This is a genomic window from Serratia sp. FGI94 (genome assembly GCF_000330865.1).
Classification (GTDB): domain Bacteria; phylum Pseudomonadota; class Gammaproteobacteria; order Enterobacterales; family Enterobacteriaceae; genus Serratia_B; species Serratia_B rubidaea.
In genome coordinates this window covers 1,552,606-1,566,092 of the sequence record NC_020064.1, presented here as the reverse complement: position 1 = coordinate 1,566,092, position 13,487 = coordinate 1,552,606, and the positions used below count along the sequence as shown (strand labels likewise).

Genomic DNA, 13,487 nt, shown 5'->3' with positions numbered 1-13,487 from the left:
AATCATTTACTCAGAGATAAACATCTCATGCTCAGGATTATGATTTAATCAATCCAAGATTCAAATTCATCTTATTAAGAAGATATTTTACAATATATTTTGGCGCTGTTTTCTTCACCGTCCAGTAGAGGCTTTCAGAAAGCGATGCGCTTTTATCGCTGGAAGCAACGATAAACTTCATAAACTTGGCGTCATCACCTACATAAATATTCTGATTGCGCTGCAGCAAATCGTTCAGTGCGCTGCTGAGTGGGTAACTCTTGGATACCCGCTGCTCATTTTTGGCATGGTCATGATGCATCAGGTACTTGTATTCAGGAAAACGCTTGAACGGGCCATGAGAATACGCCAGTCGCAACCAGGTATCCCAATCCTGCAAGCGACGCACCCGGGTATCAAAACCGCCGATGTCCTGCAAATTCTTGGTTAACGTGAATATCTGGTTCGACGCGATATTATCAAAAAGCAACGCGCGATAGTCGGCAACCAGAGGCTCATCCTGTTTGTAATAAATATTGTGCGAGCCGTCCGAGTAAACCTCTTTAAAGTTACAGCACAAAAATGAATATTGATCATCCCAGTTTTTCACCAAAAATGAGATGCGATCCGGGGTAAACTCATCGTCGTCATCCAGACCGGCAATAAATTTGCCGGATGCGGTAAAGATACCAAGATTCCTGGTGGCACAGGCCCCCATATTCTTTTCATTACGCAAATAGTGAACGCGTTCGTCTTTGGCGCACAGTTCCGCCATATAGTCTGCGGTGCCATCAACCGAGGCGTCATCACAGACCAGCACTTCGATATTAGGATAGTCCTGATTCAAGACGGATTGAACCGCTCGTTTCAACCGGTCAACGCGATTACAGGTTGAGATATAAATACTGACCTTAGACAATGCATCCTGGTCAATAACACCTGATTCAGCAGTCATAGTACCTCTAAATATTCCTAATTCATTCGGACATGGCCTGTTTTCTATAAAACAGACGATATTGGGCCGCGTATAAACAAAAACAACGTGCGCAACCCAATATCCCCTGGCCACTAATCTGGCCAGGGTTCGGTCATGCTTCTAAAAATATTTTACCCAGACTACTGATTGTTTTTTATATCAATCAATACCTTACGCAACCCCTCTTCCCACGCGGATGAGGCAATGCCGGCGGCATTTATTTTACGGCAGGACAGGGTTGAATATTGCGGTCTTTCCGCCGGCGTCGGGTAGTCAGCCGTAGTAATCTCGGCCACCTGCGGTACCTTGCTGAGCAGCTGCAGCTGGTGCGCATGCGTAAAGATCGACTTGGCGAAATCACTCCAGCTCACTTCTCTATCGCCGCAGAAATGATAAACGCCGCCCTCGGCATTTTGCTTCAGCAGATCGATAATTGCCTGCGCAATATCGCCGGCATAGGTCGGGCAACCGCGCTGGTCGGCCACAATGCCCAAGCTATCGCGATCTTTCGCCAAACGCAGCATGGTCTTAACGAAATTATTGCCATATTCGCTAAATACCCAAGCGGTACGGACGATCAATGATGCAGGTAAAACCTCTGTAACGGCGATTTCACCATCCAGCTTGGTTTGCCCATAAACGCCCAGCGGGTTGGTCGCATCAGTTTCGCTGTAGGCGACGCTGGCCTTACCGTCAAACACATAGTCGGTGGAGACATGCACCAGCCGTGCTCCCGCATCTTTCGCCGCCAGCGCCAGGTTTTTCGGCCCGACAACGTTAATCAACGCCGCCAGTTCACGATCCTGCTCCGCCTTATCAACCGCCGTATAGGCCGCCGCATTCACGATAGCATCAGGCTGAAACTCTGCGACTGCCGCTTTGACCTTCTCCAAATCGGTGATATCAAGCACATCGGCGTCCGTTGCCCAAACCTGCCATCCTTCAGGAAGGCGATCCTGGAAACAGCTGCCCAGCTGGCCTTTCGAGCCCGTCAGCAATACTTTCATTTCGCCAGCTCCTTGAGCAGCTTGCCCACTTTGTCTTTTTCAGACAGCAGCGGATTATCGATTGGCCATTCAATACCTACCTCTGGGTCGTTCCACAGCAGGCAACCTTCATGGCTAGGGTTGTAGTAATCGGTGCACTTGTACTCAAAATCGGCAATGTCAGACAGCACGACAAAACCATGCGCCAGGCCCGGCGGCACCCAGAACTGGGTTTTATTCTCTTCGGACAGGATGACTCCTTCCCACTGGCCGAACGTCGGCGAGCCAGGACGAATATCCACGGCGACATCAAAGACTTCGCCACGCACCACACGCACCAACTTGCCCTGCGGGTTTACCTTTTGGAAATGTAAACCGCGCAGCACGCCCTTGGCAGAGCGTGAATGGTTATCCTGCACAAAATCGAGGTCAATATTCAGCATTTCCTGGTAGCGCTTTTTCTCGAAAGTTTCCAGGAAAAAACCGCGCGCGTCGCCAAATACCTTCGGCTGGATAATTTTGACGCCGTCAATTTTGCTATCAGTTACTTGCATGTTACTTCTCCCGGATGATATGTGCGAGGTATTGCCCATACAGCGTTTTACTCAGGAGCTTGGCCTCATCGGCAACCTGTTCGCGTGACAGCCAGCCCTTGCGGAAAGCGATCTCTTCCAGGCATGCAACCTTGAAACCCTGGCGCTTTTCAATGGTGTGAATAAACTGCGACGCCTCGATCAGGCTGTCGTGGGTGCCGGTATCCAGCCAGGCAAAACCGCGACCCAGCAGCTCGACATTCAACTTGCCCTGATCCAGATACATCTGGTTCAGCGTGGTGATTTCCAGTTCGCCGCGCGGAGAAGGTTTTACCTGCTTCGCCATTTCAACCACGTTCTCGTCATAGAAATAGAGGCCGGTCACCGCCCAGTTGGATTTTGGCACCGCCGGTTTTTCTTCCAGCGACAGCGCACGGAACTGATCGTCAAACTCAACCACGCCAAAGCGTTCCGGATCCATCACCTGGTAGCCGAATACGGTGGCACCTTCATTACGCGCCACCACGTTTTCCAACTTGGCGCCAAAGCTCTGACCAAAGTAGATGTTGTCGCCCAGAACCAGTGCGCAGCGATCGCCGTTGATAAACTCTTCGCCAATCAGGAATGCCTGCGCCAGGCCGTCCGGACTTGGCTGGATTTCATAGCTCAGATTGATGCCGAAGCGGCTGCCGTCGCCCAACAGGCGCTGGAAGGAAGGCATATCTTCCGGCGTGGAAATAATCAGAATATCGCGGATCCCGGCCAGCATCAGCACCGAGATCGGGTAATACACCATCGGCTTATCATAGATAGGCAGCAGCTGTTTTGAGACACCGCGAGTGATGGGATATAAACGCGTGCCGGAGCCACCCGCTAAGACAATACCTTTCATGTTGAAACTCCTTACTTAAAATTTAACGGGTCAGGCCCAGACGTTCACCGGCATAAGAACCATCTTTTACGCGGCTCCACCAGGCTTCATTTGCCAGATACCACTCCACGGTTTTTCTAATGCCGCTTTCGAAGGTTTCTTGCGGTTTCCAGCCCAGCTCACGGTCAATTTTGGATGCGTCGATCGCATAGCGCATATCGTGACCAGGACGGTCGGCAACGTAGGTGATCAGATCTTCATACAGGTTGACGTTCGCCGGCTTGTTCGGCACCAGTTCGTCCAACAGACGGCAGATGGTTTGTACAACCTCGATATTCTTACGTTCGTTATGACCGCCGATGTTGTAGGTTTCGCCAACCTCACCTTCGGTAACGACTTTGTACAGCGCACGCGCGTGATCTTCCACATACAGCCAGTCGCGGATCTGCGCGCCGTTGCCATACACCGGCAGCGGTTTGCCGTCCAGCGCGTTCAGGATGATCAGCGGGATCAATTTTTCCGGGAAATGATAAGGACCATAGTTATTTGAACAGTTGGTCACGATAGTCGGCAGCCCGTAAGTACGCAGCCACGCGCGCACCAGATGGTCGCTGGAAGCTTTGGAAGCGGAATATGGGCTGCTTGGCGCATACGGCGTGGTTTCCGTGAACAGGTCATCGGTACCGTGCAGGTCGCCGTACACTTCATCGGTTGAGATATGATGGAAGCGGAACGCCCGCTTTGCATCGTTGTCCAGCGTATTCCAATACTGACGCGTCGCTTCCAGCAGGGTGTAGGTACCAACGACGTTGGTTTCAATAAACGCGGCCGGGCCATCGATTGAACGGTCCACGTGGCTCTCTGCCGCTAGGTGCATTACCGCGTCAGGTTTGAACTCGCTAAAGACGCGATCCAACTCTGCACGGTTACAGATATCAACGTGCTCGAATTTAAAACGGGCGTTGTCAGCCACCGTTTTCAGCGATTCCAGATTGCCGGCATAGGTCAGGCTATCCAGCACCAAGATTTCATCCGCGGTATCGTTAATAATATGGCGGGCCACTGCGGACCCAATAAACCCAGCACCACCGGTAACGATAATTTTCATAATATCCTCAATCTTGAACTATCAACTAATAAGCCGACTTATTGATAAAACCTTTGAAAACGGTCAGGAAAATAATTTTTAAATCCATCCACAAACTCCAGTTCTGGATATAGTAGAGGTCATATTCAACCCTTTTTTCCATTTTCTCCAACACATCCGTTTCTCCACGCCAGCCATTTATTTGGGCCCAACCGGTAATACCCGGTTTCATTTTATGGCGCAGCATATATCCCTTGATCAGTTTGCGGTACTGTTCATTGTGTGCAACGGCGTGGGGCCGTGGACCAACAATAGACATATCCCCTGTGATCACATTGAAAAACTGCGGCAGCTCGTCCAGGGAGGTTCTGCGGAGCAGGCCGCCAAACGGCGTAATACGGCTATCCCCTTTTTTCGCCTGAATAACCTTATCGCCGTTTTCCATCACGGTCATACTGCGGAACTTCCAAACTTTGATCGCCCGCCCATCAATGCCGTAGCGTAGCTGTTTAAACAGTACAGGTCCCGGAGAAGTGATCTTGATGATTAAGGCAATCGTCAGCAAAACCGGGGAGATGAAAAGCAGAATACAGGTTGAGAAGATGATGTCTTCAATACGTTTCAACACCATATTCACACCGCTCATCGGCGTGTCATATAAAGAAATCACCGGCACGCCGTAGATCATTTCACTGCGTGAGTGCAAGACATTGAAGGTAAAGATGTCCGGTATCAACATGACGGTACATGTACTGTCAGCCAACGCAGAAAGGATATAGTTAATCTCCTTGGACTGCTCCATCGGCAAAGCAATATAAACCCTATCAATGTTATTTTCGTTCACCTGAGCAATCAAAGCATCAATATCGCCCAAATGATTCATATCCAGCTTATCGTACCCCTGCACCTGACCGGTCGTCGAGAAGTACCCCAACAGATTCAGCCCCAGCCACGGCGCATTTTTAATGCTTTCGGCCAAATGCACGCCGGAAGCAAGATCGCCAATCATCACAACTTTACGGTTGTTATAACCGACCTTACGCAAGTGTCCCAGGATGACGCGAATGAGACTACGGAAAAAGACGAACAATACTAATGAGAAGAATGACCATAAAGCATAAAACTTGATGGTGATGTCAATCTCATTAATAAAGGCAATAATACCTGCGGTGAAGATTACGCTGAGCAACCAGTTTCTTAATAAAAACTGCAGCTCCAGACGGAAACTTACCCCTCGCCACGAACGATAAAAATCGGTCATTCCACCGATCATCTGGAACAGCACAAGACAGATTAAAGCAACAATGCCGTGAACAAGGCCGATTTGCTGATGACTGATATACCCAACCAGCATCATACCAAGCAGCATGCTGAATATATCGGAAAATCGCTGTAGCATTGAGATAATGGAAGCGTTGGAGTGAGTCATGCTTCTACTTGATTCATTCATTATGTGTCTCTTTCCCCATTAATCTACCAAACCGATATGAATCCACGCTGGTTTAGATTCATTATTTCCAAAACCGGCTGTGCATACTTAATTTTGGCAACCATTTCCGCGGCAGCTTAGGATACTTCATCCCCAACTTATAGCCCACGATCTTCAGGAAATTGTGCACACAAGCTCGAGGTATCCATAGCGGATGATTTTTTAGTAAGAAAGATAACTCAGATTTAATAAAACGCATCCCTTCACCGCCAGCCCCACCAAACTTATCCCTGATCCAGGACTCATCATAGTGGAAGACGCCAATATCAAAATAGCGCTTAAACTCTTCAACCGGCGTGTAATTATGAGAATGGCGAACTTCAGCGCCGGCGCAATAGCTGACTTTATAACCTGCCATCACCGCCTTGGCGGCAAAATACATATCTTCGGAAAGAATAGTATTCGAAGGAAAACCACCCAACTCTTTAAATACGGAGGTACGATATGCAGCAAAAGAATTAGACGTGAAAACGGTTTTTATGCCCAGCCTTTCTTTATCTTTAAATTCGCTGGTATAGCTCTCCGCGCTATAATTAAACATCCTGGCATGCGTAGCTAAAGGGTTCGCATCCTTATGAGGAAGTTGTCGTCCATACGCACAGGCCACTTTAGGATCGTTGAAGACCTGCGTAATCTCATCCAAAAATCCCGCCTGCGGGATCGCATCCTGGGTGAGAAAAATTATAACATCGGCACGATCAATATTATTTTCAACGGCCTGATTTCTGGTTCCGCCATGATTAAAATCTTTAGAATCAATAGACAGCATTTCGAAATCATGCTGTTTTGCAATAGCCAGCGTATCATCCTTACTGCCTGAATCTACGACATACACCACGGCCTTGTTAAGATTGAATTCCGATATTCCGTCAGCGGATTCCTGCCACACCTTCCCCCCATTATATGTGGGAATGGCAATTAAATATTTCATCGTGATCACCCGATCTTTATTATATTGCAATATATGACATGCAATGCTCTCTATGCAAGAGAGACAACAAATCTTGGATAGTTAATTAGATTTCTTAGGAATAACGGCTGGCTATAGAATTATAGCCAGCTTTATATAGGCGAGATTTATTTTTCAGAGTCGTAGTTATAGCTGTAGTTATCGTAGCCATAGCTATAATAGTTCGACAGCTTGCGCACTACGGCGTTCAGAATGACGCCTTTAATCTCAATGCCATTCTGTTCGAAACGACGGATACTGACTTCAACTTCTTTCGGACTGTTCAGCTCAAAACGGGCCACCAGCAGTGAAGTACCTGCATGCTTGCCGATAATCGCCGCATCGGTAACCGCCAGAATCGGCGGCGTATCCACCAGAACCAGATCGTAGTTTTCAGACGCCCATTTCAGCACCTCTTCGAAACGGCGGTGCATCAGCAGTTCAGAAGGATTCGGCGGGATCTGGCCGCGAGAAATAAAGTCGAACACGTTGGACTGAGTATGCTGTACGGCTTCATTAATCGACAGTTTGCCCGACAAGACATTGGACAGGCCCTGTTTACCATCGGCGCCGATCAGTTCGTGCACATAACCTTTACGCATATCGCTATCGATTAACAGCACGCGCTGACCCGTTTGCGCCACAACGGCCGCCAAGTTGGCGCTGATAAAGGTCTTACCGATGCCTGGGCTGGCGCCGGAAATCATCAGCACATTATTTTTGGCTTCCATCATCGCAAAGTGCAAGCTGGTACGCAGGCTGCGAATCGCTTCAATCGCCAGGTCAGCCGGGTTACCGAAGGCCAGCAGCGAATCGGCGTCCGCATTCTGTTTACGGCCTTTGATTTTAGAAATCAGCTCCATATCGCGCTTACGCTGCCATTCGGAAAGCGGAACGCTCGCATAGACATTGATGCCCATCTCTTCAAGCTGCTCAGGGCTTTCGATACCGCGATGCAGATAGCTGCGCGCCAGAACATAGCCGCAGGACACCATGCCGCCCAGAACCAGGCTCAACAGCATGATGATCGCTTTGCGCGGCTGTACCGGGCTGTCGCCGGTCATCGCACGGTCAACGATACGTACGTTGCCGATGGTGCTGGCTTTCGAAATGTTCAGCTCTTGCTCACGGTTAAGCAGTTGCATGTAGACTTCTTTACCGGAGTCAACATCACGGCTCAATCGCACCACTTCCTGCTGCGTTTCTGGCATCGCGTTTACCCGCTTGTTCAAGCGATCGCGCTCTTCTTCCAGCGTCTTACGCTTTTCAAGCAGAGAGCGGTAAGCCGGGTGCTCTTTGGTATACAATTTGGAGATATCAGCTTCTTTGAAGGTCAGTTCATTCAACTGCCCTTCCACCGCTACGATGCTATCAAGAATAGATTTCGCTTCCATCGTCAGGTCAACGGAATCTTTCTGCTGACGATAGTGACTCAATTTATCTTCGGCGCCATCCAGAGAAGCACGTACCTTAGGCAGCTGCATACGCAGGAAGACCAGGCTTTTCGCATCTTCTTCAGATTTACGCTCAATATTCTGTTCCAGATAGTTACGCGTGATGCTATTTAGAATCTTTTGGATCATCACCGGGTTGTCCCCGGTCAACGTCAGCCCCAGGACGCCGGTATCTTTACCCTGGTCAACCACTTCATACTGATCGGCCAGCTGATTGATGGCTGATAAATAGGTTCTGGAAGTGATCGTAAAGGTCGTACCCGGCTCAGCAACGATATCGCTGACCAGGATAGATACGCCTTTTTGCTGCGCAAACACGCCGACTTTACCTTTGAACAACTCGTCACCATCCTTGCTGATGGTGTAGTCCGTTGCGCTGTCGACGGTCAGTTTGAACGAAGGGGAAGCCCAGCCTTTCGGCAGCGTCAGCTTGGACACCGACAGCTGACCGGGGTCCTTATGCATCAGGCGTGCAAATCCGCGGCCAAAGATGGGGAAATAATCCTGTTGAATATCCGTGGTCAGATTAAGATCTTCAACGGTTTTCCCCAGAATCATACGCGATTTCAGCAGTTCGATTTCCGGCGCTGACTGCGGCTGGCCGGAAGGCAGCATCTGGTTGATGTTGCTTAACAGCTTATTACCGACATTTTGCTCAACCTGAACAATCGCGTTAGCGCTGTATATCGGCGTTGCAAACAAGCAATAGATGATGCCGAAGGTCAGGAAGATGGCGGTAATACCAATAATCAACCAACGATTGTCAATCAGCTCGCCAACCAAACGTCCAATATCCAGCTCATCCGAACTATCGTTTTGAGACACATTAACTCTATTCTTATCTGCCATTGGTAATCCTGATTGACTTAGCGGCTTAAAGCATGAGCCCATTTTTGGGCTGATTTATCAAGAAGCTCATACACAAACTCGAAGGCTTCGCGGGATTGCCTATAGGGGTCAGCGATTTCTCGCTGTCCAATCCAGTGCCCATAAAGCATGGTCTTTCCCCTGACCTCAGGCGCCAAACGGCAAACGGAATCAATATGTTCCTTTTCCATCACCAGAATCAGATCATATTCACGGCACATTTTTGATGTGAGTTGCCGAGCCTGGTGACCATCAAGTGACGTGCCTCGCTGCAGCGCAACATCTGCGGCCGTGGCATCCGCGGGTTTATCAACCAACGCCCCCAAACCGGCAGAAGCGATGTCTTTATTCGGCAGTAGATTTTTCAGCAACCGCTCCCCGGTTGGGGAGCGGCAGATATTGCCGACACAAACGACCAATATCGAATTAAACATAAACGTTACCTATCTACACACTACGGCCAATTACGAATACGCAATGTCCCTTCGGTGAGGTTGTTGAAACCAGAGATGGTCGGCACCAGCTGGCTGATGACGCGGTTCCAACGAACGACAGGTGCTGTCGTGACATAAACGATATCGTAAGGCTGCAGATGGAATTCGGTACCCATTACCATCGCCGCCGCATCGGACGCATTGAGCTGATAGATGTTCGCCAGTTTGCTGCCTTCAGCACCGCGTAACGGACGAATCACAAAAATACCGGTCGCGTCGGAGAACGATTGATCCATCCCTTCCGCATTACCCAACGCTTCGGTTAGCGTCATACCGCTGCGGTCCATCTTCAGGGTGGTCTGTTTTTTCACCTCACCCATCACGAATACTTTCAGATCGTCATTACGCGGGATATAGAGGATATCGCCCGGGTACAGCAGATGGTTTTGCGTCAGGTCACCTTTTTGCATCAGCGCCTGCAGTGAAATACGCTTCTCTTTGCCGTTATGCGTCAGGATAACGTTGCGCCAGTCGGCGTTCTCTGACAAGCCGCCGGCGGCGTTGACGGCATCCATCACGGTCAGAGGCACGTTGGTGATCGCCTGCTGGCCGGATTTGGACACTTCGCCGGTCACATAAGCTTTCTGCGAGCGGAACGCGGCGACGCTGACGTCAACCTGTGGGCTTTCAATATATTGCGCCAGACGGTTGGTGATATCGGTACGCACCTGCTGCAAGGTTTTACCCGCAACCTTCACTTTACCGATATAAGGATAGAAGATGGAGCCGTCGGAATTTACCCAGTTGCCGGTATCGCTAGCGCTACGATACTGACCCGCAGGCGTGGTCAATTCAGGGTGATCCCAAACGGTCACCATTAACACATCGCCAATACCGATCCGGTATTCGTAGTTCTGCAACTCACGTTCCAGCGATTTATTAGGCTGCGCCACGACGCTCTGCGGCCGCATTTTATCAACCAGGCGTGGCGTCAACGGATAAATATTGACCAGCTTATCGAGGTCGTAGTCGCTGTCCTGCTGCTTAACAACATCTTTTCCGCTGGTAGAAAGGTGGGAACCGGGGAAAACCGTACAGCCGCTAATCACACTGATCGATACCAAAAGAGGTATCAGTTTCCATTGTTTTTTTGCCATCGAGTTATCATCACTTTCAAAGTAAACATGTATGCTGTGCCAAGTCCCCTGCCAACCATGGCGCCATTACGGCACTCAGCAAAAATGAAGAATTTGTCAAAATTCCGCGCATGCATTTGCCAAAAATGCATTACGTTGAACGTTCATTGAAACCGAACTTGCTATTATCAGTTGCCGTCCGGTACGGCGGCTGCGTACTCGCCGAAACGGCCCCGGACAGCACATAACTATAAAGCTTATTCCATGTTACGCCAGAATAAAGTTATTAAAGTACCTGCTGCTCAGCCCACTCGCGAAACGCCTTGCCCTGAGTCGGGTGGCGTAAGCCATAGGTGACAAATGCGCGTAAATAACCCATCTTTTCACCACAGTTAAATGACTGCCCGACCAGCTCGGTGGCTTCAACCGGCTGCTGGCGCAGCAGCTCGGCAATCGCATCAGTCAGCTGCACCCGCCCCCAGGCGCCCGGCTCGGTTTTTTCAAGAAGCGGCCAGATATCAGCGCTAAGCACATAGCGACCCACGGCGGAATAGTTAGATTTTAACTGCACATCAAGGCCCGGCTTTTCAATAATGGACGTCATCCGTGAAGTCTCGCCTGGTTTCAACGTATCCGTTTCACATTCAACAACCGAGTAATCATGCAACACATGTTCGTCTGCTGCCTGCACCAGCACCTGACTGAGTCCCGTCTGTTCGAAGCGGGCAATCATATGCGGCAGGTTATCTTTGCTCAGGTCGGCTTGCGCATCATCAAGCAAGACATCCGGCAACAGCACGACGAAAGGAGAATCTCCAACCAACGGCTTGGCGCACAGCACCGCATGACCTAGACCTTTTGGCTGCCCCTGGCGAATATGCATCAGCGTCACGCCTTTCGGCGTGATTGACTGCACTTCATCAAGCAGCTGGCGTTTAACGCGTGCTTCCAGCATCGCTTCCAGCTCAAACGAGGTATCGAAATGATTCTCAATGGCATTTTTGGACGAATGCGTAACCAGAATGATCTCCTTGATCCCGGCAGCTACGCATTCATTAACGATATACTGAATGAGCGGCTTATCGACGATCGGCAACATTTCTTTTGGAATTGCCTTGGTTGCCGGCAGCATGCGCATGCCGAGGCCGGCAACGGGAATGACAGCTTTCAACTTTGTCATGGTAATCCTCTTTCAATCTTGTGATCGTTTTTAAGCCAACAGCGAAATTATTTGCTTTCCAGGGTCTGCTTCAGCCACTGGCTGAAACCTTCGCCTTCGGAAGCATGGCGCAGGCCATATTGTACGAAGGCCTTCATATAGCCCAATTTATCACCGCAGTCATGCGATTTGCCACTCATATGGAAGGCTTCCACGGTTTCCTGCCCCATCAGCATCGCGATCGCATCGGTCAACTGGATTTCATCGCCGGCGCCCGGAGGCGTTTTCTCCAGCAGCGGCCAGATGTCCGCCGACAGCACATAGCGCCCGACGACGGCCAGATTAGAGGGCGCTTCCTCACGGGCCGGTTTTTCCACCACCGCGGTCATCGGCGCACTTTCGCCGGCAGTCAGCGCCGCGCCACCGCAGTCCACCACGCCGTATTTGGACACGTCCTTCTCCGGCACCGGCTCAACCATAATCTGGCTATAGCCCGTCTGCTCGAAGCGCTGCAGCATTTTAGCCAGATTCTCTTTACGCAGATCCGCCGTGGCATCATCCAGCAGGACATCCGGCAGCAGGACGACGAAAGGCTCATCACCCACCATCGGTTTAGCGCACAATACCGCGTGCCCCAGGCCTTTAGCCTGGCCTTGACGCACCTGCATCACCGTTACGTCCGGCGGGCAGATACCCTGAATTTCCGCCAGCAGTTGGCGTTTGACCCGCGATTCCAATACCGCTTCCAATTCGAAAGAGGTATCAAAGTGGTTTTCAATCGCATTTTTGGAAGAGTGGGTAACTAAAACAATGTCTTTGATCCCAGCCGCAACGCATTCACTGACAATGTATTGGATCAACGGCTTATCAACCACCGGCAACATTTCTTTAGGAATAGCTTTCGTTGCAGGCAGCATACGCGTACCCAATCCGGCTACCGGAATCACTGCTTTCAGTCGTTTTTGCATGCTTTAATCCACCAACAAATTACAAATAAGAGTCACGGTTACAGGCTAAATCAGCGTTCCAGCGAGCAACATCGGAAAAGTCCATGTCATGGCGGCTAACCCGTTAACTTCTCTTGATGAAGAAGTCTTCGGACACGCTACCGCCCTTGGCTTTCAGCTACCAATGCACTGTATACACGTTCATATGTCAAACGAATGGTTCCCATCGCGTTTGGTCAGTCAACTCAAGTGCTCCGAGGCATTTAATGCCGAGCAAGTCACAAAAAAGTAAAAAAGCTCTACGTCCTTTATAACGAAACGGTGATACTTGTTCACTTTTATATATGGCTAAGATTCTTATACTAATGACTAACTGAAACAAGCCTTAGATAGGTTCAGACAAGTCTTTTCAGAATAAGACTACTTATTGCCAGAAATTCTAAGGTTTTCCCCATTCAATACAGTTATAAGTCAATGATAAACATAATGTTATTTCGTAATAAAATCGTTAAAAAGCTCATTGATTGACCGCTAATCGTGCGGATAACCATCAATTGTTTTCAGTGCATACCAGGTTGTCTCCCTCCGAACTCCCCCTTCCCATTCCGGATTCACAGTTG

Annotated in this window: 12 protein-coding genes; all 12 read right to left on the bottom strand. The window is 49.6% G+C overall.

Features of this window, described 5'->3' with window-relative positions; genetic code table 11:
- Positions 1-37: 37 nt before the first annotated feature.
- The 12 genes from D781_RS07210 to galU all read right to left on the bottom strand — a co-directional run bounded on the left by D781_RS07210 (position 38) and on the right by galU (position 12,888).
- Positions 38-934 (bottom strand): glycosyltransferase, encoded by an 897-nt coding sequence (locus D781_RS07210; RefSeq protein ID WP_015671653.1) that lies wholly within the window; start codon positions 932-934, stop codon positions 38-40.
- A gap of 161 nt (positions 935-1,095) precedes the next feature.
- A complete protein-coding gene (gene rfbD, locus D781_RS07205; RefSeq protein ID WP_015671652.1) occupies positions 1,096-1,962 on the bottom strand; it encodes a dTDP-4-dehydrorhamnose reductase in 867 nt (288 codons plus the stop codon).
- Entirely contained in the window at positions 1,959-2,495 is a 537-nt protein-coding gene (gene rfbC, locus D781_RS07200) for a dTDP-4-dehydrorhamnose 3,5-epimerase (protein ID WP_015671651.1), read from the bottom strand. Before rfbC ends, rfbD begins: the two co-directional genes overlap by 4 nt.
- 1 nt (position 2,496) lies before the next feature.
- Positions 2,497-3,366 (bottom strand): glucose-1-phosphate thymidylyltransferase RfbA, encoded by an 870-nt coding sequence (gene rfbA, locus D781_RS07195; protein WP_015671650.1) that lies wholly within the window; start codon positions 3,364-3,366, stop codon positions 2,497-2,499.
- A gap of 22 nt (positions 3,367-3,388) precedes the next feature.
- Positions 3,389-4,456, bottom strand: coding sequence for a dTDP-glucose 4,6-dehydratase (rffG, locus tag D781_RS07190; RefSeq protein ID WP_041411749.1), 1,068 nt, complete (start codon positions 4,454-4,456; stop codon positions 3,389-3,391).
- Positions 4,457-4,478: 22 nt separating this feature from the next.
- Entirely contained in the window at positions 4,479-5,882 is a 1,404-nt protein-coding gene (gene wcaJ, locus D781_RS07185) for an undecaprenyl-phosphate glucose phosphotransferase (protein WP_015671648.1), read from the bottom strand.
- A 61-nt stretch (positions 5,883-5,943) separates the two neighbouring features.
- Positions 5,944-6,852, bottom strand: coding sequence for a glycosyltransferase (locus D781_RS07180; protein ID WP_015671647.1), 909 nt, complete (start codon positions 6,850-6,852; stop codon positions 5,944-5,946).
- Between the two features lie 146 nt (positions 6,853-6,998).
- Complete coding sequence (gene wzc, locus D781_RS07175) at positions 6,999-9,173, bottom strand: tyrosine-protein kinase Wzc (RefSeq protein ID WP_015671646.1); 2,175 nt, start codon at positions 9,171-9,173, stop codon at positions 6,999-7,001.
- Positions 9,174-9,190: 17 nt separating this feature from the next.
- A complete protein-coding gene (locus D781_RS07170) occupies positions 9,191-9,625 on the bottom strand; it encodes a protein-tyrosine-phosphatase (protein WP_015671645.1) in 435 nt (144 codons plus the stop codon).
- Positions 9,626-9,645: 20 nt separating this feature from the next.
- Entirely contained in the window at positions 9,646-10,782 is a 1,137-nt protein-coding gene (locus tag D781_RS07165) for a polysaccharide export protein (RefSeq protein WP_015671644.1), read from the bottom strand.
- Positions 10,783-11,047: 265 nt separating this feature from the next.
- The gene (locus tag D781_RS07160; RefSeq protein ID WP_015671643.1) at positions 11,048-11,941 is read right to left on the bottom strand and encodes a sugar phosphate nucleotidyltransferase; all 894 of its coding nucleotides are present in this window, start codon (positions 11,939-11,941) and stop codon (positions 11,048-11,050) included.
- A gap of 47 nt (positions 11,942-11,988) precedes the next feature.
- The gene (gene galU, locus D781_RS07155) at positions 11,989-12,888 is read right to left on the bottom strand and encodes a UTP--glucose-1-phosphate uridylyltransferase GalU (RefSeq protein WP_015671642.1); all 900 of its coding nucleotides are present in this window, start codon (positions 12,886-12,888) and stop codon (positions 11,989-11,991) included.
- Positions 12,889-13,487 lie beyond the last annotated feature (599 nt).